The 25,866-nt window shown below is 65.8% G+C and carries 19 protein-coding genes; 3 read left to right on the top strand and 16 right to left on the bottom strand.

Features of this window, described 5'->3' with window-relative positions; translation table 11 throughout:
- Nucleotides 1-206: 206 nt before the first annotated feature.
- From A9Z05_RS19625 to A9Z05_RS37860, 9 genes are all read right to left on the bottom strand, one after another.
- Nucleotides 207-1,682: a methyl-accepting chemotaxis protein gene (locus A9Z05_RS19625; protein WP_371090902.1), complete on the bottom strand. Its 1,476-nt coding sequence runs from the start codon at nt 1,680-1,682 to the stop codon at nt 207-209.
- On the bottom strand, nt 1,663-2,439 hold the full coding sequence (locus A9Z05_RS19620) for an endo alpha-1,4 polygalactosaminidase (protein WP_069619549.1): 777 nt from the start codon (nt 2,437-2,439) through the stop codon (nt 1,663-1,665). The genes A9Z05_RS19625 and A9Z05_RS19620 overlap by 20 nt, the downstream gene beginning before the upstream one ends.
- Before the next feature lie 174 nt (nt 2,440-2,613).
- Nucleotides 2,614-3,987 carry an exopolysaccharide Pel transporter PelG gene (gene pelG / locus A9Z05_RS19615; protein WP_069619548.1) on the bottom strand — a complete coding sequence of 458 codons (1,374 nt, stop codon included), beginning with the start codon at nt 3,985-3,987 and terminating at the stop codon, nt 2,614-2,616.
- Nucleotides 3,987-5,633 carry a GT4 family glycosyltransferase PelF gene (gene pelF / locus A9Z05_RS19610; protein ID WP_069619547.1) on the bottom strand — a complete coding sequence of 549 codons (1,647 nt, stop codon included), beginning with the start codon at nt 5,631-5,633 and terminating at the stop codon, nt 3,987-3,989. The genes pelG and pelF overlap by 1 nt, the downstream gene beginning before the upstream one ends.
- Complete coding sequence (locus A9Z05_RS19605; protein ID WP_069619546.1) at nt 5,630-6,664, bottom strand: hypothetical protein; 1,035 nt, start codon at nt 6,662-6,664, stop codon at nt 5,630-5,632. The genes pelF and A9Z05_RS19605 overlap by 4 nt, the downstream gene beginning before the upstream one ends.
- A 52-nt stretch (nt 6,665-6,716) precedes the next feature.
- Nucleotides 6,717-8,177, bottom strand: coding sequence for a PelD GGDEF domain-containing protein (locus tag A9Z05_RS19600; RefSeq protein ID WP_069619545.1), 1,461 nt, complete (start codon nt 8,175-8,177; stop codon nt 6,717-6,719).
- A gap of 34 nt (nt 8,178-8,211) precedes the next feature.
- Complete coding sequence (locus A9Z05_RS19595; protein ID WP_084044344.1) at nt 8,212-8,709, bottom strand: penicillin-binding protein activator LpoB; 498 nt, start codon at nt 8,707-8,709, stop codon at nt 8,212-8,214.
- Nucleotides 8,710-8,880: 171 nt separating this feature from the next.
- On the bottom strand, nt 8,881-13,011 hold the full coding sequence (locus tag A9Z05_RS19590) for a tetratricopeptide repeat protein (RefSeq protein WP_069619544.1): 4,131 nt from the start codon (nt 13,009-13,011) through the stop codon (nt 8,881-8,883).
- The gene (locus A9Z05_RS37860) at nt 13,001-15,712 is read right to left on the bottom strand and encodes a sugar ABC transporter (RefSeq protein WP_256122032.1); all 2,712 of its coding nucleotides are present in this window, start codon (nt 15,710-15,712) and stop codon (nt 13,001-13,003) included. Before A9Z05_RS37860 ends, A9Z05_RS19590 begins: the two co-directional genes overlap by 11 nt.
- Here A9Z05_RS37860 and A9Z05_RS36275 point away from each other — a divergent pair.
- Complete coding sequence (locus tag A9Z05_RS36275) at nt 15,605-15,871, top strand: hypothetical protein (protein WP_124478279.1); 267 nt, start codon at nt 15,605-15,607, stop codon at nt 15,869-15,871. The two genes, A9Z05_RS37860 and A9Z05_RS36275, sit on opposite strands and share 108 nt — an antisense overlap.
- A 109-nt stretch (nt 15,872-15,980) precedes the next feature.
- Here the strand turns inward: A9Z05_RS36275 and A9Z05_RS19580 are convergent, their stop codons facing one another.
- The 5 genes from A9Z05_RS19580 to A9Z05_RS19560 form a co-directional block, all read right to left on the bottom strand.
- Nucleotides 15,981-16,337, bottom strand: a complete 357-nt coding sequence (locus A9Z05_RS19580; protein WP_034175538.1) for a hypothetical protein — start codon at nt 16,335-16,337, stop codon at nt 15,981-15,983.
- Nucleotides 16,338-16,872: 535 nt separating this feature from the next.
- Entirely contained in the window at nt 16,873-17,958 is a 1,086-nt protein-coding gene (locus A9Z05_RS19575) for a Rieske 2Fe-2S domain-containing protein (protein ID WP_034175623.1), read from the bottom strand.
- 24 nt (nt 17,959-17,982) lie between these two features.
- A complete protein-coding gene (locus A9Z05_RS19570) occupies nt 17,983-19,683 on the bottom strand; it encodes an NAD(P)/FAD-dependent oxidoreductase (RefSeq protein WP_069619542.1) in 1,701 nt (566 codons plus the stop codon).
- A gap of 54 nt (nt 19,684-19,737) precedes the next feature.
- Nucleotides 19,738-20,823, bottom strand: a complete 1,086-nt coding sequence (locus tag A9Z05_RS19565) for a monodechloroaminopyrrolnitrin synthase PrnB family protein (RefSeq protein WP_069619541.1) — start codon at nt 20,821-20,823, stop codon at nt 19,738-19,740.
- Complete coding sequence (locus tag A9Z05_RS19560; protein WP_069619540.1) at nt 20,823-22,439, bottom strand: tryptophan halogenase family protein; 1,617 nt, start codon at nt 22,437-22,439, stop codon at nt 20,823-20,825. Before A9Z05_RS19560 ends, A9Z05_RS19565 begins: the two co-directional genes overlap by 1 nt.
- A gap of 795 nt (nt 22,440-23,234) precedes the next feature.
- Here A9Z05_RS19560 and A9Z05_RS19555 point away from each other — a divergent pair.
- Complete coding sequence (locus tag A9Z05_RS19555; RefSeq protein WP_034175540.1) at nt 23,235-23,837, top strand: LysE family translocator; 603 nt, start codon at nt 23,235-23,237, stop codon at nt 23,835-23,837.
- A 175-nt stretch (nt 23,838-24,012) separates the two neighbouring features.
- Here A9Z05_RS19555 and A9Z05_RS19550 read toward each other — a convergent pair whose 3' ends face one another.
- The gene (locus A9Z05_RS19550) at nt 24,013-24,435 is read right to left on the bottom strand and encodes a type II toxin-antitoxin system VapC family toxin (RefSeq protein WP_069619539.1); all 423 of its coding nucleotides are present in this window, start codon (nt 24,433-24,435) and stop codon (nt 24,013-24,015) included.
- Nucleotides 24,426-24,680, bottom strand: a complete 255-nt coding sequence (locus tag A9Z05_RS19545; protein WP_069619538.1) for a type II toxin-antitoxin system Phd/YefM family antitoxin — start codon at nt 24,678-24,680, stop codon at nt 24,426-24,428. Before A9Z05_RS19545 ends, A9Z05_RS19550 begins: the two co-directional genes overlap by 10 nt.
- Nucleotides 24,681-24,935: 255 nt before the next feature.
- Here A9Z05_RS19545 and rbsK point away from each other — a divergent pair, with 255 nt between their 5' ends.
- The gene (gene rbsK, locus A9Z05_RS19540; RefSeq protein ID WP_069619537.1) at nt 24,936-25,862 is read left to right on the top strand and encodes a ribokinase; all 927 of its coding nucleotides are present in this window, start codon (nt 24,936-24,938) and stop codon (nt 25,860-25,862) included.
- The last annotated feature ends 4 nt before the right edge of the window (nt 25,863-25,866 follow it).

Raw genomic sequence — 25,866 nt, 5'->3', positions numbered from 1 at the left:
GGTGCCCGGGATACGAGCGAACAGCAGATTCGGCTGGCCTTCGAACTGAACCGGCACCGGATCCTTCGCGCGGTCGGACCGTTCTCGGAGATGCCGTATCAAGGCGAGACGATCCCCGTTCCGGTCGAGAACCTGTAGACGGCTCGCGCCAACACGCATCGACGCCTGTCGCGTCGACTTCCGGCGAAGCTCCGAGGCCGAGCCCGTCAGTGCGGGAGCGCGCGACCGATCCTGAATATCCCGACCACCTCGCGCAGCGTGGTTGCCTGCTGCGCCATCGCCTGCGCCGCTGCCGATGCCTGCTCCACGAGCGCCACGTTCTGCTGCGTGACCGAGTCCATCTGGCCGACGGCGACGTTCACCTGCTCGATACCCGTTCCCTGCTCGTCCGACGCCGATGCGATTTCACTCATGATGTCGGTCACGCGCCGCACGGACTGCACGATATCCGACATGGTCGTGCCCGCGCGTTCGACCTGCTGCGACCCCTGCGCCACGCTCTCCACCGAACCCGTGATGAGATCCTTCACTTCCTTGGCCGCGTTCGCGCTGCGTTGCGCCAACGTGCGCACTTCGCCGGCCACGACCGCAAAGCCGCGCCCCTGCTCGCCCGCACGCGCGGCCTCGACGGCCGCGTTCAACGCGAGGATGTTCGTCTGGAACGCAATCCCTTCGATCACGGTAATGATTTCGGCCACTTTGCCCGAACTGTTCGCAATGGCACGCATCGAGTCGACCACCTGGCTCACCACTTCGCCGCCGCGCATCGCGACCTCGCACGCGCTGCCCGCAAGCGCATTCGCCTGCTTGGCGTTTTCCGTATTCTGACGAACCGTCGCGGTCAGCTGCTCCATGCTGGCCGCCGTTTCCTCGAGCGAAGCCGCCTGCTCTTCCGTTCGCTGCGAGAGGTCCAGGTTACCCTGCGCGATCTCACCAGCCGAAGTCGTGATCGATTCCGCGGTCGACTGAATTTCCGACACGATGCCGCTCAGTTGCCGCCGCATCGATTCGAGCGATGCCATCAGGCTGCCGCGATCGTTCGGCGCGACCGGCACGGATGCTTCGAGATTGCCTTCGGCAATCCGCCCGGCCACGACCGCGGCGTCGGCGGGCTCGCCACCCAGCGACCGCATGATGCCGCGCGTGATGACGGTTCCCAGCACGATCGACAGGATGACGGTGATGATGCCTGCCGCCGCGAGCGTCAACTTGGTCAACGCAGTCAAGCTGGCCACCTCTCCTGAACGCTGATCGAGCAGCGACTGCTCGGCCTCGTTCAGCTCGGTGGCCACGGCTCGATAGCGATCCATGAACTGCTTGTCGTCGCCCTGCTTGAAGTAGTCGATCAGCGCGTTGGCAGGCTGCGTACCGGCATTGACGTCACGCCGCATGGCGATCAGCTTGTCGTCGACCTCCGCCACCTTCCGATGCATGTCGCGCAGTGTCTCGAGACGACGCTGCTGCGTCGCGTTGTCCGCAGTGAGGCCACGAACGACGTCGAACGACGTGGCGAACTGCTTGAGGCCTGCCTTATAGGGCTCCAGGAACCGATCATCCCCCGCGGCCGCGTAGCCGCGCACACCCGTCTCTCGACACAGATCGACAAAACAGTCCAGCAGGACGCCGAATGCGTCAACCTCCGCCCAACCTCGTCTCGCGGCATTACCGTGATGCCGCCGCATCGGGGCCCGTGCCGACGGTGCGCAATGCACCATCCGTCACGTACGGAATGAGACCCGTCGCGCGAATCTTCGCGGCGATCGTGCTGCGGCACGCCGCATCGTCCGGCGCACAATAGTCGATCGAGATCACCGGTAGCGCGTAGCGCTCTTCAATTGCCTTTGCTTGCGCGAGCAGCCAGTCGCGATCCGCTGCAGGGACGGCGCCGTAATGCCGGTTGCGCTGATCCCAGCTGCCGAACAGCGATTCGAATGCAACCGCGGCGATCGCGTCGTGCACCCTCGGCAAGATCTCGAAGCCGCGGTTCAGGATCAGTTGCGCGCTCGGGTAGCGCGACTTCACCGCGCGGATCACCGCGACAAGGCCAGCCGCCTGCTTCGCGCGCGCCGCTTCCGTCTTCGCGACGAGCTGGTACGAATCCAGCGTATCGAAAAAGAAGCCGCGGTAACCACGCGCCCACAGCGGCGCGATCACCTGTTCGACGAAAAACGACGGCCACCCTCGTGCCGACTGATCGACGACCGCCGACGCCCAGGTCGTATTACGCCCGAACAACCACTGTTTCGGGATCCTGCGCGCATAGTCGCGCTCTGGTGTGACTTCGCCGACGCTCACATAGGCGAACCATGCAGGGCATCGCACGTCTTGCGCGCGTGGATCGAAGCCGCTGTCGGGTTCGACGACAACGACATCGAACTTCTCCAGCTGACGAACCGGCACGTCGTTGCCGTAGAAGAACGCGACGGAATGCGGACGCATCGCATCGGCCGGATCGCACGCGTCAGGCGACGATACGGGCGGTGCGGGCTGCGCATGTCCTGGCCGCCCGCACAGCGCGCCCAAGATGACGACTGCGATGGCAGCGACGGACGATGCCGCTGCCAACGTCGGCCGCCTGCGCGACCGACGGATTCGGAATGAAAACATATCCCCTCAATGACGCAACATATAGGTTTCGTATTCGAGGCGGCCGAACTTGCGGTCGAGCAACAGCACCGCCGCGACATCGAGAATGAGCAGCGCAAGCGCGAAGCCGTAGCCGTATGCATCCGGCGTCATCCATAGCGTAATGCCGGTCAGCACGCCGTTGAGCACGACGAAAGCCGCCGACAGCGCCACGACCAGCCGACGCGCGTCGAGATAGAAGAACACGTTCAGCAAACCCAACAGCAGCACCTGCAGACTCGCGGCGATCACGTCGACGAGCAGAAGCGGAAGGTACAGCGTCGAAATATTCAGGGCCGCCAGCAGCCAGTGACCGAATGCGACGATCAGCACCAGCACGGCGGCCTGCACCTTGATGATTTCATACAGCCCGGTGCGCACGCTGCCGACCATCATGTCGCGCATGTCGTTGATGTGCCGCAGCGTTGCTCCACTGCGCACGGCTTCGTAGAACGCATCGTAATACTCGACGAAATCCGCCTCGATGCGTACCAGGAACGTCGCCATCCCGGGCATCACGCAAACGTACGCGATGAACACGGGAATGTCGTAGATCACCGATGCATGCAACGGGCCGATCACCTGCGCCCCCGTGCCCGGCGCATACCAGAACATGAATTTGTCGAGCCATACGCCGAGATTGAACAGCAGTCCGACGAGCGCGAGCGTCGGATACGCGAAGCGCCGGTCGAGCAAGTCGAACGACACGAAGCGATCGCTGCGGTAGTTTCGGTAGATCAACCCCGAAAGCCCGGCAAACAAGACGAGATGCCCGGCGACGAAACCGCCGAGCAGGCCGCAGATGCCCTGCCGGTTCAGCATCAGCGCGAACGCGACCGTGCAGCCATAGCCGACCAGGAACACCGCAAGAATCTGCCGGTACTGTTTCACGCTGGACAAAAAGATCACCGCGATCCAGATGTTGCTGACGATGACGAATCCCACGACCATCAGCAGCCGATACAGCAGCGGCTCACCGCGAAATCCCGCCGCCACCGCGATGAAGCCGACGCATCCCGATGCCGCCGTGGCAATGAGCGCCACGCCGTTATAGTTCGACAGCACGAGATCGTCGCGCTTTTCGAACACCCGGTCGGAGATGAAGCGCGTGAACGACAATTGCAGCGGCCCGGTCAGAATCAGACTGCACGCGATCAGGTAAGTCACCGACACTTGAAACTGGACGATCGCATATTTTGGTATCACGAACGCGACGCTCATCACGCCAATGATCAGGATCCCAAATATCGAAAGAATCAGCGGCCCGGAGCTGATCAGCCCCGCATACGCGTATGCGCGCGCGACGCCGAAGAGGGTTTGTTGCCGCAGGATCTTGCGCAATTCGAAGCCGATGCCGGCCATCAGCGGCCCTCCTTGCTCGAGCCGGATGCAGCCACGCCCGCCCGTGCACGGTGCACCGGGCAGCCGGCTTCGAACGGCTGCCCGCGACGCATCCGGTCGGGAGCGATCGCGAGCGCATCGTACAACGCCCGATACCGGTCGATCATCTGTGCACGCGTGTAGAAGCGGCGGACACGGGAGAGACCGGCTTGCTGTGCGGCCTGCCAGCGCTGCGCGTCGCCGAGCAGGTCGAGCGCCGCCTGCGCGAACGCGGCAGGATTCGCGATCGGCACGACCGCGCCGGCGGTCCCGAACGCGCGGTCGTCCTCTCCGAGCCCTTCGATCAGTTGCCGGCAAGACCCGACGTCGGTGGTAATCGACGGCACGCCGGCCGCGAAGCCTTCGAGCACGACGAGCGGAAGCGCCTCGCTGATCGACGTCAGCGCGATCACGTCGACTTTCGGCAAAATGTCGTGAATCCGCTGGAAGCCGAGAAAGCGCACCGTCGTCGCGAGCCCGAGGCTCTGCGCGAGCGCCCGGCATTCCAGCGCATAGGCGGGATCCTCTTCTTCCGGCCCGACGATCCAGCCTTCGATTTCCGGCATCGTCCGCGATGCGATGAACATCGCGCGGACGAATGTCTTGATGTCCTTGATCGGCACCACACGGCCGATCAGCGCGACGACGCGGCGCGGGCCGCCGTCCCGCTTGTCCAGCAGCGGCGCGAAGCCGTCCACGTCGACGCCGTTCGGAATGTTGCGCGTCCGGGCGGCATCGGCGCCGTCGGCAATCTGACGGTGCCGATTGGCCTCGTAGAGCGCGACGATCTCGTCGGCCGCGTCGTAGGCGAGCTTGCCGAGTGCTTCGAAGAAACGCACCCACAGCGCGCGGAAATAGCTGATCGTCGATACGTCCCGCTCGAACGCGCCCCGGTTGTCGCGGATCCACTCGCTTTGCAGCAGATCGATCTTGCGTTCCTTGGTATAGATACCGTGCTCGGAAACGAGCAACGGCCGGCCCGTGCGGTAATGCAACAGCGCACCGAGAAAGCCCGCATAACCCGTCGATACGGTGTGATAGACGCGCGCCGGCGGCAGTCCGCGTGCGATCCGCGCAAGCTGCCACAGCGGCTTGTGCATGATCCGCACCGTCCAGAAGTAGTCGGTGAAGGAAGGGTCGGTGCAATAGCGATGATAACGCTCGACGATGAAGTCCCACGCCGCGCGGCTGGTGGAAAACTGCCGCTCGTTCAGCGGTCCGTCGTCGTCGATCAGTTGGACGAGATCGGCCATCAGCGCAGCCGGGTTCGCCGCGGCACCGTCCGTGTCCTGCCCGCGCCACGCATCGTGCAGCGCAGCCGAACGCTTGAACGCTTCGGGGTTGCCGGGAATCTCCCGTGCGCTGCCCGCATCGGCAGGCACGTCGCCATACAGATAATGGGACTCGAAGTGGACGACGTTGTCGGGCAATGCGTACGCGGCGCCATGATAGTCGTCTTCCCGGCTGCCGATGAACACGATCGCGAAGTGCTTGAGCGGGTATGCACGAATCATCTCGTTGACCCAGCTCGATACGCCGCCTCGGACATACGGGAACGTGCCTTCGAGCAGCAGGCAGACGTCGATCGCGGTCGACGGACCGGCACGGCGGTGAATGGACGGTTTCATGACGACCAGTAACTTACGACGGGATTGAGAACGGGCAGCGCGGCGGCGTTGCCGAGCGACGCGAGCAGCTCGGCCGTGCGCGAATACTCGCCGCGCAGGAATGCGGCCTCGGCCAGCCACGGCACGAGACGCTCGCGCGGAAAGCCCCATTCGAGCGCACGGCTCATGTATTGCATGGCCGCGTCCGCGTCGCCGGTCGCGAGTGCGAGGCGGCCGCGAACGAGCCACATCGCCGCGTCGCCTTCATCGATTGCGAGCGCGGCCTGCGCGTGGCGGTCGGCCTGTTCGCGCGTGTGCCCGTGCACCGCACCGAGCACGAGATTTTGATAGACCAGCTCGAAGTACAGCTCGGCAAGCCGGCGGTGGGTCGCCTGGCGCGTTGCGTCGTCGTGGGCGGCGTCGAGCGTCTGCTGCGCGTGGAAGATGTTCTGCGCGATCTCGTTCTCGGCGCGGTCGAGCGTGCCGTATGCGATGAGCCGCACGTCTTCGAGAGGATCGGCGAGCAGATCGCGCAGCAGCGTGCCGGTCGTGCGCGTCGGCATGTTCTGGATCGCAACGAGCGCGGAGAGACGATCCGACGCGGCCACCCGGGTATTCACGAGACGCGCCTGCAGACGCGCGCCGCCGCCGTGCGAGACGCGCGACACGAGATAGGTGACGAACTCGGGCAAAGGCACGTCGGCGTATGCGTCGTCGCCCTGCTTCGCGGGCCAGCAAGCCGCCCACGCACAGCTGGCCAGCACGACGAGGCCGCCGCCGACAGGCACGAACGTACAGGCGAGCCAGAGCGCCGCGAGCGTCCCGTTGCGTGGGGTTCGGTAACGTTGCGGCAGCAACTGCCGGTACAGCACCGCCTGCGCCGCGCCGCCCACCACCATCGCGCCGAACGCGGGCCACAGGGGGGCGACCGGCGGTGCGGGAACGGGTATCGCCGCCCCGGCCTGGGCGAACCCGCCGAACCGCGCGAGCACGGCATACTGCAGCGCCGCGACGATCGCAATGCCGACGGACGACGCGAGTGCGGCCAGCATCGACGCCGGGGGCACCCGTAACGCGCTGGGGGCCCACGAACCGGATCGCAGCCTATACATGGATGCCGCTTCCCTTCAGCAGGCGTTGCAATGCCGGCCCCGGTTCGAGGCTGCCCAGATGCAACGTATGCACGCCGATGCGCGCGCCTTCGAGATCGAGACCGAACTGCGCATCGAGGCTCGCCTCGACGCGTGCGAGATAGCCGTCGACGCCGGCCGTATCGGTCGCCGGCATCAGGTTCACGAGCACCGATTGCGTCGGCGTCTTCAACGGCCAGATGAGATCGAGCGAACGGCGCCCGCGCATCACGTGCTCGAACAGCGAATCGTCCGCCTCGTCGTGCTGGAACACGAGCGCGACCGCCGACGACGCGATCCCCGACTCGCGCTGCAGGCGCGTCAGACGCGCGACCTCGAGCGCGAATTCGTACGGGCACGCCGGTACTGCCGCCACCACGTCCCGCACGCACGCCGCATGCTCGACGCCGTCGGCGTAATAGCCGAGCAGCACCAGCAGCAGTTGCAGATTGTCGAAGTTCAGCGACAGAAACGGCATGCGCTTGATCGCGAGCAACGCGATCAGGCGGCCGTCGGCGCACACGACCGGCGCGACGACCAGCAGCGCCGTATTCGGCGCCACGTCGCCGCTGCTTTTCGGATGGGCGATGCATTTCGTCTCGAGCGCGCGGGCCACGAGGCCGTCGCGCGGATCGAAATCGAATGCATCGCCGAGCCGCGCAACCGGTTCGCACACGATTGCGGGCGAGTGCGTCGCGCCTTCGACCGGATACAGCGCCGCTACCTCGATCTGACACGCCTGCGCGACGAATTCGAGCAGCGCGTGCGCACCGGGTAGCCGTACCGTGCTCGCCACACCCTGCGGCGGCGCATCGAATCCGTGCGCGAGCGACAGACGGCGCAGTTCGGTGATCGAATCCCGCAGCGTGGTCGGCTTCGACAGCAGATCCTTTTCCAGCCGCTCGTGCGACAGACGCATCAGGTAGTGGCTCTTCGTGATCGCGACGAGCCGGTCGTTCAGATAGTCGTTGAGCGCGTTCGCCCGAGTTGCGCGAGCGCCCCACGTGTCGCCGAAATGGCCGACGACGATCGTCTGCAGCAACCCGCCGGCGAAGCGCTGCAGCGGCCACGCTTCGCCGGCGGCGGCAGGATGCAGGTGGGCGACGCATTGCCATGCGCCGATCATCAACGCGTTCGCAAGCAACCCGAGCAGCGTCCCGTAACGCAGCGCGACGATGAGCGGGCCGAACCACAGCCACGGAAAGTCCGCATGCAGCAGCAGCGGATCGTTCCGGTCGAAGTGCCACGCAAGCGCGAGCACGATCAGCATGAACACGATCGTTTCCACGACCGAAATCGGCCGTGCAGCGGCAGGCGCGACGAGACGGCGTACCGTACTCAGGTGCCCGAACGGATTCGCCTGACGCGATCGAGGCGACGCCGGTGCAGGGCCGCTCCCGCCGTGAGGGTTGCCGGTAGCGTTCGCGGCGCTCATGGTCGTCTCCCGGTCCAGTCGTGTCGAGCGCGCATCACGAGCGCGGCCGCAGCGGCGCGAGCAGGCGGCCGACCAGTGCATTCGCGACGCTCGACAGGCTCGAACGGCTCCAGCCGCTGCGCGTACCCGCCGCGCTCCAGACGACCCGGCCCGACTCGACGTCGACGAGTTCGAAGGTCAGGCCCGCGACCGGCTCGCCGTCGACGCCCACCTTGTAGCGCCACTCCTCGACGGCGCCGGCCAGCACGTACTTCACGTGATGCTCGCGCGCCCACGCGAGCCGACGCTCGCCCGTGTCGCGCTGCGCGGTGTCGAACATCGCGTTGCCGTCTCCGTCGACCGGCGCGAGACGCACGTCGGCCAGCCCGTTCGCGCGCAATATGGTCGCCGCGAGCGCCGCGGCGCTCCCGCCCGCTGCGGGCGTTTCGGTGAAGTTCGCAATCGGTGCGATCGCCACCGCATCGCTGGCCGCGAGCGTCGGCGCCGCGGTCTGTCGCATCGAGCCGCAGCCCGCGAGCACCGCCGCCGACATCGCGATCGCCGCGCCCCAGCGGACGAGCCGGGCCGCCTCCGCGCAGCGCAACCATCCGGACCGTACAGCCGCTTCGTTCATCTCGTTCATCGAACCACTCCCTACTCACTTCGTTGTATGCGTCATCGTGTGCGTCGTTCCGTTCGCGCCGCACAACGATGGAAACCGGAATCAATAAAACCAGCGGTATTGCGCGCCGACCACCGTCACAGGCGTACCGAGGCGTGAGACACGCTGGTGCTGGATGAACAATGCGGCATGATCCCCGCCGAACACCGAACCCGCCATGCCGGCATCGATGGCCGCTCCGCCGCCCTGGATCGAATCGTGCACGACACCGACCTCGAGAAACGGCCGCCACCGATGCGTGTACCGTTCGCGCAGATCGGTCCCGAACCCCGCGAACAATCCGTATTGCGTGTACGTGGCCGGCATGAAATTTCCTGCGGAGGCCGACCGGCTCGCGGCAGGCAGAAGCGACGAAATCAGCGCGTCCGCCCGCCCCCCCGCACCATAATCGCCGTGCGTGCCGACGACGCGGATCGTATAGTCCGGGTATGCCGTGCGAATTCGGTAGCTCACCTGCGCGGTCGACAGCACGCCGCTCCCGAGATAGGTGCGCGCCTGGCTGTAGAAGCGGTCCATCTCGACACTGCCGGACACCGTCACGCGTTCGTTCGCCTGCCAGCTTCCATCGGCGATCAGGTTGTCCTTCATCCCGCCGATGCGCAACGTCGGCAGCTCGTCGGCGACCTGATCGCGGCCCGCACGCATGCCGAACTGCAGCGGTCCGTTGCGTCCGAATTCCACGCCCAGTCCGATCGTATAGAAGGCGTCGAGTCCTTCGCGGCGGCCCGCCCTCATCGTGAACGCATCGTCGCGCGTCTGCCACCTGGCATGGAAGATCAGCGAGCGGTCCGCCGACGGCACGTTGACCAGTTGCGACGCGTCCGTCGATCGCTGGAGGTCCAGCGTGGCGGTCATGCCGATCAGGTAATGCCCGGCGATCTTGCGGCTTGCCGCGATTGTCTGCTCGCTGTAATCGAGCGGACGTTCGGCGTAGGTCGTCATGCTCGCGTCGAGCGACTGCGGCCACGCGAGCGCGGTTTCGACGAGACGCCGATGCATTTCGCTGTCGTCGGGCGCGCCATCGAGGCCGTCGAACGCGAGCGCTTGTGCTTGCCCCGGACGATCGACAGCTACGGCCGCATCGATCCGGTCGTAGCGCGGCAAGCGCACGCCCTGATCGAGCAGACGCTCCATCGTTCCGATGTCGCCGTCGGCAAGCGCGACGGTCAATTGCGCGGACGCCGGCCGCGCGAACAGGTTTGCCGCCTGCAACGCGAGCCACCGCTTCGCAAGCGGATTCGCCTCGTGCGACAGCGCCCACGTAATCGCCACCTCCTGCGCGACTGCCGCGTACGCACGGTGATCTTTTTCCAGCATGTCGTGCATCGATTTCGTACTACCCCGCGCCGACGACTCGAGCGGCGAAAGACCGCGTGCGTCGCCGAGCAAGGTACGGCGCTCGCTGACGAAATCGGCAGTCGCCGAGCCGTCCTTCAGCAGTGCGTCGAGCAGCGCGACCGCGTGGTCGGCGCTCGAATATTGCGCGGCCAGATCGACGCCGCGGCTGCGCAGTTCCAGGCGCGTCTCGATGTCCTGCGATGTACGCGCCGGAACACCGCGTTGCACGGGTTGCGCGTCTTGCGGCTCCTGCGTCGTCCGTCGCGGCAGCGAGGACGGTGCATCCCGTTCCTGCGGCGTCTGCCGCGCCTGCGTCCGGCCAAATGCGCCGATCTGCAGCCACACCTTGCGACGAATCGACCACGCGAGATCCGGACGCCCCGCCATTTCCTGCGCATCGGCGTACGTGAGCAGCCACAGCGGATCGTGCGACATCATCACGGCCTGACGGCGCAGATATTCGAGCGCATCGACGGGCCGGTTCAGGCGGAGTTCGGCCGCGGCATACGGCCCCCACAGCGGCGCGTCAGCCGAAGCCTTGTCGCGCCAGCGGTTGAGCGCCGCGCGCAACTCGGCATCCGTGCCGTAATCGACCAGCGTCCACAATAGCGCCGCATTCAGATCCGCCGATGCGCCCGGCAGATCGACCGCATGCCGCAGATCGCGCAACGCATCGAGCGGACGGCCGGCTTGCCGCTCGTACTCGGCGCGGACGCCGAGAAAACCCGGCGACGCCTCGGCTGCCTCGCGCTCCTGCGGCGTGAGGCTCGCGAGCAGCGCGTCGATGCGCTCCATCGCGCCGGCCGCGGTGTAGTAGTAGACCGCCTGCTGCAGCGCGCGCACGGTATGGTCGCGCCGGTAGCGGAGCGCCGAGATGCGGCCGGCGTCGATCGGGTACGCATCGTAGAAGTACGACATGTCGGCCAGATCGTCGGGTGTCGCCGCATCGCTCGCCAGCAGGTGACGATACGCGTCGTGCGCCGCGTCGTCGCGTTGCAGCAGGCGCGCCAGTTCGCCATAGTTGCGCCAGAACGCCACTTCGCCGTCCTGCGCGTAACGGCTCGCGTTCGTCATTGCATCGAGTGCGCCCGCGTAGTCTCCGTCGCGATACAGAACATTGGCGGTGTGCAGCGCGTAGCGCGGATTGCGCGGCTCGCGCCGTTGCAGCCGACGGTAAATCACGAGCGCCTCGTCGTCGTGGCCGGCGCGTTCCGCGAGCGCACCGGCGCGTTCGTCGAGCGCGTTCGCTTCACGGCCGTGCGGTAGACGGTCGAGGAACGCGATCGCGTCGTCCGGCCGCCCGAGGCGCTCATACGTCGCCGTGATGGAATCGACGAGCTTGAGATCGTCGGGCGTCGCCCGTGCCGCCTGCAGCAAAGCGGCCAGGTGGGCGTCGTCGTCCAGCATCGGGGCGATGCGCCGAACGTTCCGCCAGCCGACGGGGTCGCCGGTTTGTCGCGCATAGTCGAGCCAGGATTTCAGCGCGAGCTGCGACGACCCGTTCCATTCGGCCACCTGCGCCAGGCGCTTGCGCCACAGCGCCGAATGCGATTCCTTGGCGAGCTGCGCGAGCGCGACCTTCTGCGCATTGGCGGGATCGGCGGACTCCAGGAACGACTGATAGAGGAGATCGGCAATGTCCGCCCCATCGGCAGCCGGCGGCGACGGAAGTTGCACAGCTGCCGCATGCTTCGATACATGCGTCGCGACGGCGAGGCGCATCATTGCGTCGCGTCGTCGCAGCGCGACCTTCACGATATGCACCCGCGGTTGCGTCCGTGCGGTGACTTGCGCTTGCGCCGCATCGATGAACAGGCCGTGGCCGCCCTGGCCTGCCCGGAGCTGCAGCGCGACGCTACCGCGACGTGCGCGGCCCCATACCATCGGACCGTCCAGATACGCGTACGTCTGCGGCGTCGAACCCGACCAGTGAACCGCCGGCATGGCGAGCACGCGGCCCGCGCGCCTGCTCCGATAGGCAATCCCGCCGATTCCTGCGCGCCGCGCCAACGCCTTCGCATACCGCTCGATCAGGTCCGGCCGCTGCGCTGCCCGTGCGAGATCGAGCAACGCAACGAGCGTCGGCTGATCGTCGATGAACGCGTCGTTCTGGCGCTGCGCAACCGCGATTGCATCGGCGGTCAGATTGCCGGCCTGCAGCACACGAATGCCCGCGATGAAGCAGCGTCGCCGCGCGCCGAGCGTCGTCGCGTTCTGCTGACGCCGGAACCAGCTGTCGGCCGCCTCCTTGTAGTCGCCGATCTGCAGCGCGTAGCGCGACACGTATTCGTCCCACGTATCGCGATGTGCGGTGTCGCGCCGCGCGAGGCGCACATAGAAACGCAGCGCGAGCGCGGGGGCACCGACCGATGCCGCGGATTGCGCGAACCATTCGAGATCGCGATCGGACCAGTCGAGCGCGGCTGCGTCGGAGAGCTGCAGACGCAGTGCGGCAAGCGCAGCGGAACGGCGCGGATCGTCGGCCTGCATCTCGTTCGTGCGTTGCTGCGCGATCGCGAGCCGCAGCTTCATCGCGGCCTGCCGCAGTGGCGGGGAAGCCGCCTCGTCCATTCGTTGAACGACCCGCCCCGCATCCGCGAGCCGGCCCAGCGACACATATTGCTCACCGAGCATCGCCAGTAGCACTTCGTCGCGCGGCCGCACTTTCACCCATGCTTCGAGATACGCCGCGCTCAGATCGCTCGGGCCGCCAACCGCGGCCATCCGCTCACGCAACCCGTCATGTGGTGCAACCGCATAGCCAGCCAGCAGCACGACGCCTGCCAGCACCAGCACGAGCCATGGCGGCGCGATACGCGGGCGATTACCGGTCACACGCGATCTCGACCGGCTGGTAGCGCATCGGCTGACGGACGTCGGCCGCCGTTTCGAAACGAAGCGCCGTTCCGTCGCGCCGAGCGTCGATCGGTCGGCCGGCGATGCGCACACGGCACCGCTGCGCGTCGGCGAGCTCGACGAACGGCTGGTAGTAGCCGCCGAACTCGAACGACATCCCGTCGGCGGTTCGATGGAAGTTCCGGACGAATCCGTTCGCTTGCGCGATGTACGGTGTCCTGCCCGGGCCATGCGGTTGAACTTCGCCGCGCAATCCGTTCTCCGTGTCGCGCTCGAACACGACACGTGCGGCGCCGTCGGCAATATGGATATAGAGGCCGTCCGGGCCGGGCGCATAACCGGTCACGCCCTGCGACGCACGCAGGTCGGGCACGTCGTTGCGCGGCCAGTGCAATTCGCGCACGTCGCCGTTGCCGCGGACGACCCATGCGCCGCCGGCCATTTCGCGCGCGACCGCGAAACCGCGCCAGTCCAGCACCTTGTGCGTGTAATCGGTGATGTAGACAGGCAGCACGGGCTGCTTCAGCACGGTCGAGTAGATCTGGTCCAGCGCGCGCAGCGACGCGAGCTTCGTGCCGCTGTACATGTGGTAGTACACGTCGATCGGTTTGAAGCGATACGGATGCTCCGTCATGTCGTAGGTTTCGAGTACCTGCGTGAAACCATAAAACGGGCCCTGCCAGTCGTTCGTGTAAACGTTCTCGTCCTGGTTCGGCGCGTATACCTGGTACGCGCCCGGCCCCTTGTCGACGCCGAGCGGCGCAATATGGGTCCAGCTGTTCACCGACTTGCGAATGATCGTGTCGCCGCCGTTGATGTTCTGGACGCCGGCCGCATAGGCCTTGCGCACGGCGACCGCGGGCGGCTCGCAGTCGCCCGGCCATTGCAGCACTTCGGTACGTTTGCCCGGCGGCGCGAGGCGCGAATCGATGTAGGCGATCGAGCCGGCGATCTCGCGGTCGAGATCGAACGTGTAGCCCGGGATATCCAGCGAGAACGCCGTGTCGCCGCCGTTGCCGCGCTCGACGTTGTTCCGGTGGTCGACGCGTGCGCCCGTCGTCGCATCGAGGTCGGCCATCTGGAACGGATGCGAATAGGTATGCGAACCGATCTGCACCCACGGCAGCGCGAACATCTGCCGCGCGAGCGCCTCGAGGCGCGGCGACAGTTTCGGATACAGGCCGGTCGGCCCTACTTCGCCTTCGATGACCGACAACGTCATCGGCACCTTGTAGCGCGTGAAGATACGTCGATAGAGCGCGTCTCCCGAATAATCCGCACCGGGGAATTCCGCGCGCGACGCATAGCCGTCGCCGTCGACGTGCGTCATGAACAGGCGCCGGCCGTTCTCGGTCGTGACGCTCGGCGATGGCATCCGCACGAGACGCAACGCGTCGGTCACGAACGAGATCGGCTGAATCGCCCAACGCGTCTGCCCGATGCCGTTCAGCGAAACGACCGTGTACGGACTCAGCGTATAGCCGCCCCACGGCGTGATCGCGGCCGCGTCGACGTTCGTGCCTGCCGCCGCAAGCCGCAACAGCACACGGCTGTGCGATCCGACGCGCATCCCGACGAGATCGCGCGCATCCGGCCTCGGATCGATCTCGAAGTCCATCATCGGATCGCGCGTCACGACGCTGAGCGGCGCCCTGAACGGGCCGGGCACCGGCTGCAGATCGAGTGCCGCGCCCTCTTCCTGCGCGGCGTCGAAGCCGAACTGTCCCATGAACGCGACCGGCACGTGATCCGCGATGCGCGCATCGATCCAGCGCCGCCATCTCGCAGGATCGGCGGGCTCCGCGCCTTCGATCCAGGCGACGACGCCCGCGTAACGGTCCGGTGTGATATCGGTCGGCAGCGGTGCGTCGAGATCCGCGTATTCGACGTCGTAGCCAAGATAATTGAGCGGCATCGCGAGGTCGCGCACGCCACGCGTTTCGTCCACTGGCGTATCGGCGTCGCGGTTCTGTACGATCAGCACCTTGCGCGGCAGCACTTCGATCGCACCGATGCCGACGACGTCACGGCCCGCGTCCGTCACGTACGGCGTCACGCCGGTCGCGACGACCTGGGCGGCCGTCGCGCGGGCACATGCCCGGTCGGTGCGCTCGCAGATCTCGAGCGACAACACCGGCACGTGCGTCTCACGCATGAAAATCCGCGCCGTGTCGACGCGCGCGGTGCGGTCTGCGGCGGCGACGTCGCGTACCGCACGCATGTCGTCGCCGTCCATGAAACCGCGCACCAGCGGCGGACCGAGCACCGCGTAAAGCACGTTCGCATGCGGTTGCGCCGCGCGCAGCGCATCGTTGCCGCCGACGATCAGACGAGCGTCTGGATAAGCCGCATGAATTGCCTCGCTCGAGGCGATCGCCTCCGGCGTGTCGAGCAGGAAGCCGCGATAACCACGCGCCCACAACGGCTCGATGCGCTGCGAGACAAACGCCGCCGGCCCGAGTGCCGGGCCCGACGCGCCGTGCGGTACGCGTGCGACCCAAACGGTATGCGCGAGCGGGTGCGTCGCCGGATCGAAGCCCCGGGCGGGATCGAGCACTACGGCGTCGAACGCTTGCAGCAAGCCCTCGGGCGGCTGGGCACCGTCGAAAAACGCGACGTTTGCACGCGGCGCGGCCGGCGGGGATGGATGTTCCGGGGTATCGGCCGCCAGGGCGTGCAGCGAAGCGAACGCAAGCGCCGCGATGCACAGGGTCGCGGCAACGCTGCCGCGGACAGCAAGCACGGAAGCCGTGCCCGCTCTGGGTTGATGATTCAATTCGTGTCGTTCCGGACGTCAAGCAATGCCGGCGCACGCCGCCCCGGCACAGGTAAGATCTAACGGATGGTGTCTACAGTCGGGAAACGTCCCCACATGCGCACGGGACCGTCGCGCCCTATCGGCGCACGCGCATGCAGCAACCACGATGCAGGGGAGGTCGTTTGCGCACTCATCGTTTGCCGGCGCCCATGCCTGCTGCGGCCCGCATCAGCGATACGCGCCATCCCAAGCGCGTGGCGACGTTGAAACCGGCGGCCCTGTCGGCAGCCAGGACGAGGGCGGCTTGAAGTGCGCCCATGCCGTGTATGTCCGCGCAATATTCGAGGCGATCCGTGCTCTCGGTCTTCGCCCCGGAGGGCAGCATCTCGCCTCGATAGACGACGAAAAAACAGCACGTGATGACCCACACACACAAGACCCGCACCGCAAATGGCTGCACGCGCAGCGCATTGCCGCCATCGACCGCGGAAGAGCCGATGGAACCGGCGACCAGCATCAACCCGGATGCTTTTTCCGACTTGGCCATACTTATTATTTCCCCGTTTGTTCTTCTTTTTAAAATTACCATGCCCAATGGTGAATTTTATGTTCTTACATAAATTTATGTTTTGATGCGACATCGTAAAGATGGCGAAGGCATTTCGACGGAAATGCGCCGCGTGACGGGATAACGCCATCGCCCAATCCAACCAGAGCCATTCAGCGAGATCGAGATCACTGGCGGAGTTTTCGAATTGTCCCGATCCAAGATGACCTGCGTATGGCATTTGCCTGCTTCGATACGTCGCCGACGGCGCGACGCGCACCATGGCCGCACACGTTTGCGCCGTCGCACTGCCGTGGATACCGATTGCTCTGAATATCGAATTCAATTGCCGTACAGCGTGCCTTTAACCGGGATTTACCCACGCCGCAGCGCATGCGGTTGGCGTGCCTACGCGCAGGCACGCCCGCTTCGCTTCGATCGATACAATCGCCGGCCGGGCGCGACCCGACCATCTTGTCATCGCGTATCAGGCATATCGATGTCGCCAGCAATCCTCGGCATCGCCGCGGCACCGCTATCGGCCGACGCGGTCGACCCACCCCCGGTAGAACGCGCGGTACTTGAGCACGAGCTTGTCGTACTTGCTGTACGCGCCGCCGCCGTCCGGCTTCATCCCGTTCCAGATCTTGACGTCATACCCCGCGGCCTGCCGGGTCTGGAGCCCGAACAGCACGTAGTCGGTCGCGCGGCGCAGGACGCCGCCCACCTTCCGGATCGAGATCAGCATGTGCATGACGTTCTTGCCGTCGCTCACCGGCGTCACGCACTGAAGCAGCTTGTACTTGACGTCTCCGTCCAGCGCGACGGTCATCACGCATCCGCCGGGGTAGCCGTCGAAGTGCAGGTTCATCTGCGACATGTTCAGGCCCAGCGCGCGCGACAGCATGCCGAGCGGCCCGAAGTACCGGTTCACGGTGAAGTCGATCCCGGCGCCGAACCACGCGCCCGCCCGCGCCAGCGATTCGACCTCCGGCCACGCGCGCCAATCGTCGAAGAGCTTGAGCTCGAAGGCCGAGACCGGCAGCGCGTGGACGGGCGTCGCGTGCTGCGCGTCGTAGAAGTTCTCGACGATCCGCAAGACCGCCGTCGTCGTCTCGAACGCGAAGTGCAGGTGCATGAAGTCGCCGTTGTCCACGTCGGCCGCGGCGATCTCGGGCAGCGGGTGCAGCGGCTGCGGCGAGCCGTACCAGACCCACACGTAACCGTATCGCTCCACGGTGACCCACGTCGGCTGGCGCGCCCCGCGCGGCACAGGCTCCAGCCGGTGCACCGCCGCGCTGTGGCCGGGAATATGCACGCACTGGCCGTGCTCGTCGTACCGCCAGTGGTGAAACGGGCACTGGATGCACCCATCCTTGATCTGCCCGTCGGCCAGGTTCGCGCCAAGATGCGCGCAGTGGCGGTCCATCACCACGGCCCGGCCCGTCGTGCCGCGCCACGCGACGCACGGGCGGCCGAAGAGCGTCAACGCGGTCGGCTTGTCCTTGAGGTCGTCCGAGCGCATCGCCACGTACCAGCTCGCGGCCACGCGCGTGGTCGCGTCATACGCCGCCGACGGATGTTCGCTGGCACGCACTTGATTCAATTGAACGTCGTCTATCATTTTCGTTCCGGGGTCGGTCGACTACTTCAGCGCCAGGCCGATGCGGGTCGTGACGTACGCCCTGAGCAGCGCGAACATCGGGTTGTAGTCGAAGTACCGTTTCACCTCCGCCGGCGCGCTGGTCTGCGTCCAGTGCAGCAGCTTCATCGCCGGCAGCAGGCTGTACTTCGAGTTGTTGAGCTGCGGTTTGGCGCCGGTGATGCAGTACCCGAAGCCGAACATCGGCTTCGCGAATTCGCGTTCGTCGATGAGGGCGTGAATCCGCGCCGCGGCCTCCCCGGCAGGCTTCAGCCCCGCGCTCACGGCCTCGACCTCGGCTTTGGCGTCGTTGAACAACTGGTAGTACCCCTCCATGTCCGCGCACAGGTACCCGAGATACGGGGGATCGTCGTCGAGATGATCGAGGGCGCGCTCGTCGCGCGACGCGCGGAACCTCGCATGAGCTTGCACGAGCCGGAACTGTCCGAGGATCGTGCCGACCGCCCACAGCCTGTGGAACGCGTCCCACAGGCGGAAGTCCGAGAACGCCGTGTAGCAGCAGCTGACGAAGTCGTCGTTGTGGTCCAGCAGCTTCTGCTGCAGGCGCTCGATGTACTCGAAGCGCTCGGGGGAGAAGTCGTCGTCGCGCAGCGCCTTGATCAGGCGTGCCGCGAGTGCGTGGATGGTTACCGCGGTGTTCTCGAGCCCACGGGAGAAAAGCGGATCGATGAACCCGTTCGCGTGCAGCATCAGGCAGTAGCGGTCGCCGACGCAGGCGCTCGACGAGAACTGCAGACGGTCGGTCTTGACCCAGTCGCGCACCGGCACGGCATCCCGGAACTGCGCCGCGATGCTCGGGAACCGCGCGAGGAATTCGTCGAATTCCTGCTGCGCGGAGATGTCCGTTTTCGGGTAGACGCGCGGGTCGAGCTGCAAGCCGACGCTCACCAGGTTGTTGGTCGATCGCGGGTGGTTGTTGAACGGGATCACCCAGAGCCAGCCGCCCTCGAACATGTGGTGCAGGGTCCCCTCGTGCCAGCGCCAGCGCTGCCCCTTGACCTTGAAGATGTCGTCGAACGGCTTGACCCCGAGCATGTGCGTGTAGAGGCTGCGCGAGTGCGTCTTGAAGCGGCACGGCTCTTCGCGCAGCCCGAACTTGGTCGCGAGCGGCGCACGCGGGCCGCCGCAGTCGATCATGTACCGGCCGGTGAAGCGTTCGCCCTGGGCGGTGGCCACCGCGACGCCGTCCTTGTCGGCGTGGTATTCGGTCACGCTCGTCTTCTGGCGAACCGTGCAGCCGTACTTGATGGCGGCTTGCAACAGGTACGCGTCGACGTCCTGCCGGTAATAGTGGCTCTCCGGCCCCCACGGCAGCTCGGGAATCACGCACTGCGTGAACTCCTTCGGGTCGTGTTCCTCGCCGGGCTTGTGGAACACGAAGCCGAAGTTGCGCTTGATGCCCGTGCTCGATGCGACGTAACGCTGCGTCGCATAGAACGACGTGATGTGGTCCAGCTCCGGAATGCCGTAGCGATCGGCGATGATGCGGTTCATCAGCGACGTCTCGGGGATCGACGATTCACCGATCGTGAAGCGCGGGTGCGACGATTCCTCGATGATCAACACGCGAAACCGTTGCTTGGCCAGGATGGCCCCCATCTGGGTGCCCGACATGCCCGAGCCGAGGATGATCACGTCGTAGTGGTTGTTGTCGCGCCCGTTCGCGGGGCTCTGCTGAGTCATGAGGCAAACTCTCCTGGTGAGATGGAACACATGGCCGCCGCCCGCGCCGAGCCGTCAGCGCGCGTCGAGCACGGCGCGAACGCGTGACCGTGCCGCGCGCGTGAGCGTGAGCAGATCGCCGAGCATGCTGGGCGCGTACCCGCCGCTGCCGATCGTGGGGCCGCTTCGCCCGACTTCGTACGCACGCTCGGCCAATTTGCCGTGCGGCGCGCGAAAGCGCAGCAGGACCTCGAATACGCGGTCGAGGGCCGCCAACCCGGCCTGGACCGGCTCGCCCCGCGCACGAGCCGCTTGCGCTTCGCCGAGCACGCGGTCGACGAGCGCCGGCCGCCCGGCGAACCGCGCGTAGATCGCCCTGAACGCGGGAAGCACGTAGGGCAGGTACGTCTCCTTGAATTCCCGATAACCCTGGTGGTCCGATTGCGCGCCCCACAGCACGTGCTCCAGCACGAAGAGGGGCATTTCCACGGCACCGGGGCCGAGGTAGTTCTGGCCGTCGACTCGAATCGGTTCGTAGTACGGACGAAGCTCGTCGTAGAAGACCTGCACCGAGATGAAGCGATACGCGTAGACGATCGAGTCGACCATTTTTTGCAGATAGTCCGCCAGCGCGTCGCACCCTTGCGCGAACGCGGGCGAGCGCAGCGGCACGTCGGTCAGCTCGACGGTCAACGCGATGGCCGCCTCGAGCGCCGCCATCGAGATGCGCACGCTCTCGAGCAGGTGCGCTTCGTCGCGCAGCCCGGTGTAGCTGCGCTGCGCGTCGGCCGCCGCGGGGTTCCAGACCGTCACGTGCAGCAGCGTCTCGCGCGGCGGCAGGTCGGTCGCGCGCGCCAGGTCGAGCAGCACCGGTTCGAGCCCGGGCACCGCGTCCACGGGCTCGTGTCCGTGCCGCTTGAGCGATCCCAGAAAGAACCCGATGTCCCGCATCGCGGCGGCGGCTTCGACGAAGCCCCAGCCCGAGGGCATGCCGCGCGCCGGGAGGAACTCGCGCAGCAACCCGACGATGCCGGGCACGTCCCGTCGACGGTTCAGGCCCGGCAGCCGCAGGACGAGCGCGCGCGCCTGCAGCGGGTCGCAGGCCGCCACGGCAGCGTGCGTGGCCGCGATCGCGCGTACCCGGTCCGGGGCGCGGTCCACTACAGGATCTCCGGCGTCGCGAGCGTCGGCCCCGGCTGGCTGCGGGACAGCCCCGCATCGCCCTCGCGCAGCGAGCGCAGGTAATCGTAGTTCGTCGGCAGGCTCGCTCGCAGACGCTCGGCCTCGCGCCGGATTCGCGCGAACATCGCCTCGGCCTTGTCGATCGACTCCGGCCGGTGCCGCAAGAGCGGCAGCGACTGGTCGGGCAGCAGCCCCAGGCCGGCAAAAATGCAGTAGTAGTTTCCGTTCAGCCAGAAGTTCTTGAATTCGTAGTCGAAGGTGTCGTAGTACGTGGAATCGTCGAACGACGTGGTGGTCAGCGGCAGCCCCGCCTTGTAGCGTTCGACCTTCTCCTTGATCGCGTCCGACAGCCGCAGGTCGTGCCGGTTCGCGCGCCAGAACGCGGTGTCGTCGCGCGACGTGGTGAAATAGTGCGCCTGCACGAAATCCCGGCAGTCGTCGAACATGTAGACGATTTCGGCGTTGAATGCGTCGGCCAACCGCGGGTCGAACGACGTATCGGGGAAGTGCTTCACGAGCTGGTAAAGCGCTGCGTAGATGAAGTAGATGCCCGTCGATTCCAGCGGCTCCAGAAAGCACGACGACAGCCCGATCGCGACGCAGTTGTTGACCCACGCGCGCCGGTTGCGCCCGACCCGGAACTTGATCTGGTTGAGCGGCTGCTTGTCCGAGAGCCCCCAAAGATCGAGGAAGTCGGCGGTGGCCTGATCGCGCGACGTGAACTTGCTCGAGAACACATAGCCGCTGCCGAACCGGCCCAGCATCGGGATTTTCCAGGTCCACCCGGCGTTCATCGCGATCGCCGACGTGTACGGCTCGATCCCGTCGCGCGCGTCGTCGGCGGGCACGGCGCTGGCGACCGCGCTGTCGCACAGCAGGTAGTCGGACATGTCGATGAAGGGCTCCTTCAGCGCCTGGTTGATCAGGAGCCCGCGCATGCCGGAGCAGTCGATGAACAGGTCCGCTTCCAGCGTGCGCCCTTCCTTGGTGGACAGGCTGGCGATGTAGCCGCGATCGTTCAGGTGAACCTGCTCGACCTCGTCGACCACGCGCTTCACCCCGCGTTCGGTGGCCCAGCGCTTCAGGAAGTCGGCCACCAGGTGTGCGTCGAAGTGCCACGCATGCGACATCTGGCGGGTGCCGTCGGCCAGGCACGGCGCCAGCTTGCCGTCGAGCGCCTCGGTCTGCGGGTAGCACGCGTATTCCATCGGCTGCTGGAAGCCCCGTTCGCGCTTGCGCAGCCAGTAGTGGGTCAGCGGCACGCCGTCGCAGTTCGGCACGTTGCCGAACAAATGGTAAAAGTGATCGCCGCGCGAACCATCGGCAGACTTCCGCCAGTTCACGAACCTGATCGCGGATTTGAACGCGCCGTTCACCTGGGGCATCCACTCCCGCTCCGGTATCCCGAGGAAGTCGAAGAACACCTTCTGCAAACTCGGGATGGTCGCCTCGCCCACGCCGATCCGGGGGATCGCCGCGGATTCGACGAGCGTGATGTTCGCGTGGTGCTGGAGCGCCCGGACGAGGTACGAGGCGGACATCCAGCCCGCCGTGCCGCCGCCCACGATGACGATATTCTTGATCGGGTGAGTCATGACACGCTTCCCATAGGATTTGAAACCTGAATGGATAGTGCCGCCTTGTCGAATTGAACCGGCAACTCATCCGGCAACGCGTGATGACGCGCCCGGTCCATCACGACAAATGACACCGAAAAGGCGTAGCGAATCGCAGCGAAGTCAGACAACAACGCGAAACCTCCATCGCACGCGGCGGCACACCGCGTAATGGATTCCGCTTCGACAAATTGAATTTCCGATACGGTGACTGCTATTAATGCATTTGAAAATTCGGTCTACCTGATTGTTTCCAGGATCGTCGCACCGTGCACTTGACTGTCCGACACACCATAGCAGCGTTCATGATGGCACACCTCGAAAAATTTCATATCAATCGCCGGTTGTTCAGAGAAATTCTAAATACCGGAAAATATCGATTAATTACCTCACAACAGTCGATTCAACTTTTTCGAAACAACAAAATTCATTTTTTCATTTGGAGCGCATGATTCGAGAATCATTTCGCCAAAAATATATGGAATGACTGACGGAATTAACATGAAAGAAACAAAGAATTCACCACTTCAAATGCAAATCCGCCGACCGTTTCACATTTCGACGATCGTGATCTCGACCCAAAAATAATCCGACTCGTCGGCAGAGAAATTCGTCATGATGTGCCCGAGCAGAACGAAGGCCATGCGGCGCAGACGGGCAAGTTCACGGAACGCGCAGATCGAACGATCTGTGCATGAAGGTCAACCGCCATTTCAGCGGTGCGCCGGCTTCGGCCTGCCGCGAACCGCGACACTGACGAATCGAGGAGGCCGCGTGCCCATCCAGGAAGCGTTGCTGAAGATGTCGATGTACGTCTCGCTGGTGCTGATCGTGCCAGGGCCGACCAATACGCTGCTGCTGTCGTCCGGGCTGAAGGTCGGCCTGCGCGGCACGTGGCCGCTGGTCGTCGCCGAGGCGCTCGGCTATGCGATCGCGATTGCCGTATGGGGATTCTTCCTGTCCGCGTTCGCTGCAGGCCGGCCCTGGCTTTACGACGCGGTCAAGCTCGCGAGTTCCGTCTATATCTTTTTCCTCGCGCTCCGGATGTGGACGCATAGCCGCGTGCTGCAGGACGTGTCGGTCGCGCCGGTGCGCTTTCGCGACGTGTTCGTCGCGACGATGATGAACCCGAAGGCGCTGCTGTTCTCGAGCACGCTGTTTCCGTTGGAGGCGTTCAGGTCGGCGCACTATTTCGCGTGGGCGCTCGTCGTATTTCTGGTCGTGCTCGCGCCGATCGGTGTGGGCTGGTCGTCCCTCGGCGGGCTCCTCACTTCGCAACGCGCGTGGGCCGCCCGCACGTCGACGCTGCTGCGCGGCGCGTCGCTCGTGCTGTTGATGTTCTCCGGCACGCTCGTGTACTCGGTCGTGAATCGCTGACCGACGCGGCGCTTCTCGGCGAAAACGCATTTCGCTCCGCAAGCGAGTTATTCAGGCGCTTGCTTGCTGCGTATTAAGGTTGTCACTATCCACCGCGTCGCGACGACCTGTGTCGACTCTTTCGCGATACCGTTGTAGCGCCGGCCGTCGCGGCCGTGCGTTGTTCGAGAGCCGTTCAATTCCCGTCGGCAGTGGTCGGCACCCGCACGTTCAATCCCGGCAGGTCCGCGAAATCCGCCACGTTCAGCGTCATCAGTGCGTAGCCGTGCTCGATCGCCTGCGCCGCGATCCACAGATCGTTGCAGCGCGGGCGCGGCGAGCGGCCGGCCTGCTTGACCGCGGCGGCCAGCACGCCGAACGCGGCGGCGGTGTGGCGTGTGACATCGAGCACGGGGCGCAGCTCGAGCTGACGCAGATGGGCCCCCCGCCGCGCGCGCTCGGCGGCGTCGGCGCAGGACTGCACGCCGAACGCCAGTTCGCCCAGCGAGATCGTCGAGATGAACACCGGTGCGTCGCCGGCGGTGTCGATCACGGCGCGCGCGTCGACGGTGCCGCCGGCGAGACCGACCCATACGCAGCTGTCGATGATCACGCCCACGGGTCGCGCACTCCGTCGTCGAAGCCGACGCGGCTGTCGCGCAACCAGCGGGCCGCGCCGTCCGCGCCGAGATTCTGCGGCAGGCCCTCGAGCGCCTGCGCGGCGTTCATGACAGGGTCGGCGGGCACCAGGCGCGCGATCACGGTTTGGTTGCGCTCGACCACGACGGTCTCGCGGCGCTGGGCGACCTGATCGAGGATTTGGCGGGTGTGACGCGCCAGTTCGGTGGCGGTGATAGTGGGCATGGTCGCCTCCGCGAAGCAATGAATACGTATTATACGTATTTTTCGCATCACAATCCGACGACCGGCCTGCACAACGCCTTCATCCCCGATCGGAAGGTCGACATACCAGCGCCTCTGCCTTTCCGGCGGCCAAAAAAGTGACCCTCATAACATCATAGGATTGCATTTTCACATTCCATGTGATTTTATTATCACCTGTCGCGACCCGCCGCCCCTCACGCATACGGCCGCCCCTATACCAAGGAAGAGACACAGATGGAGACAATCGCCGTCATCGGCAGCAACATGGTCGACCTCGTGACCTACGTCGCGCGCATGCCCGCCCGGGGCGAAACGCTCGAGGCGCCGAACTTCGAGCTCGGCTGCGGCGGCAAGGGCGCGAACCAGGCCGTCGCGGCCGCACGCCTCGGCGCGCGCGTCGTGATGGTCACCAAGGTCGGCGACGACGTGTTCGCCGACAACACGATCCGCAACTTCGAGCGCGAAGGCATCGATACCACGCACGTGCGCAAGGTCCCCGGCGTGCCGAGCGGCGTCGCGCCGATCTTCGTCGAGCCCGATTCGAGCAACAGCATCCTGATCGTCAAGGGTGCGAACCGCCATCTGCGGCCGGCCGACATCGACGCGGCCGCGCCGATGCTCGCCGAATGCGCGCTGATCGTGCTGCAACTCGAAATCGAGCTCGACACCGTCTATCACGCGATCGAATTCGGCGCGCGGCACGGCATTCCCGTGTTGCTGAACCCGGCCCCCGCCGTGGCCGACCTCGATTTCGAACGCATCCGTTCCGTCGAATTCTTCGTGCCGAACGAAACCGAGCTCGCGATCGTGTCGGGCATGCCGGTCGATTCGCGCGAAAGCGCCGCCCGCGCCGCCGAAGCGCTGGTCGCACGCGGGCTCAAGCACGTGCTCGTCACGCTCGGCAGCAACGGTTCGCTGCTCGTGTCGCGTCACGGCGCGCACCACGTGCCGGGCGTGCCCGTCGACGCGCGCGACACGACGGGCGCCGGCGACGCGTATATCGGCTGCTTCGCGCGCTGCTATGCGGCGTCGCGCGACGCCATCGATGCGATGCGCTACGCGTCCGCGTACGCCGCGCATTCGGTCACGGGCCTCGGCACGCAGAAATCGTATGCCGACGCCGCGACGTTCGAACGCTTTCTCCGCGACGCCGGCTTCTGATCGG

This window comes from Burkholderia sp. A2 (assembly GCF_001729305.1).
Classification (GTDB): Bacteria; Pseudomonadota; Gammaproteobacteria; order Burkholderiales; family Burkholderiaceae; genus Burkholderia; species Burkholderia sola.
The sequence above is the reverse complement of the archived record's forward strand: the minus strand, read 5'-3'. Positions and strand labels throughout refer to the sequence as shown.

Excerpts from the sequence above, each read along its gene's own strand:
- A9Z05_RS19580 (WP_034175538.1), bottom strand. The coding sequence starts at position 16,337 with ATGGCCAAGTCGGAAAAAGCATCCGGGTTGATGCTGGTCGCCGGTTCC.
- A9Z05_RS19625 (WP_371090902.1), bottom strand. The coding sequence starts at position 1,682 with ATGCGGCGGCATCACGGTAATGCCGCGAGACGAGGTTGGGCGGAGGTT.
- A9Z05_RS19605 (WP_069619546.1), bottom strand. The coding sequence starts at position 6,664 with ATGCTGGCCGCACTCGCGTCGTCCGTCGGCATTGCGATCGTCGCGGCG.
- pelG (WP_069619548.1), bottom strand. The coding sequence starts at position 3,987 with ATGGCCGGCATCGGCTTCGAATTGCGCAAGATCCTGCGGCAACAAACC.
- pelF (WP_069619547.1), bottom strand. The coding sequence starts at position 5,633 with ATGAAACCGTCCATTCACCGCCGTGCCGGTCCGTCGACCGCGATCGAC.
- A9Z05_RS19620 (WP_069619549.1), bottom strand. The coding sequence starts at position 2,439 with ATGCGTCCGCATTCCGTCGCGTTCTTCTACGGCAACGACGTGCCGGTT.
- A9Z05_RS19545 (WP_069619538.1), bottom strand. The coding sequence starts at position 24,680 with ATGCCCACTATCACCGCCACCGAACTGGCGCGTCACACCCGCCAAATC.
- A9Z05_RS19560 (WP_069619540.1), bottom strand. The coding sequence starts at position 22,439 with ATGACTCACCCGATCAAGAATATCGTCATCGTGGGCGGCGGCACGGCG.
- rbsK (WP_069619537.1), top strand. The coding sequence starts at position 24,936 with ATGGAGACAATCGCCGTCATCGGCAGCAACATGGTCGACCTCGTGACC.
- A9Z05_RS19570 (WP_069619542.1), bottom strand. The coding sequence starts at position 19,683 with ATGACTCAGCAGAGCCCCGCGAACGGGCGCGACAACAACCACTACGAC.
- A9Z05_RS19595 (WP_084044344.1), bottom strand. The coding sequence starts at position 8,709 with ATGTCGGCGGCGGTGCTCGCGGGCTGCGGCTCGATGCGACAGACCGCG.
- A9Z05_RS19600 (WP_069619545.1), bottom strand. The coding sequence starts at position 8,177 with ATGAGCGCCGCGAACGCTACCGGCAACCCTCACGGCGGGAGCGGCCCT.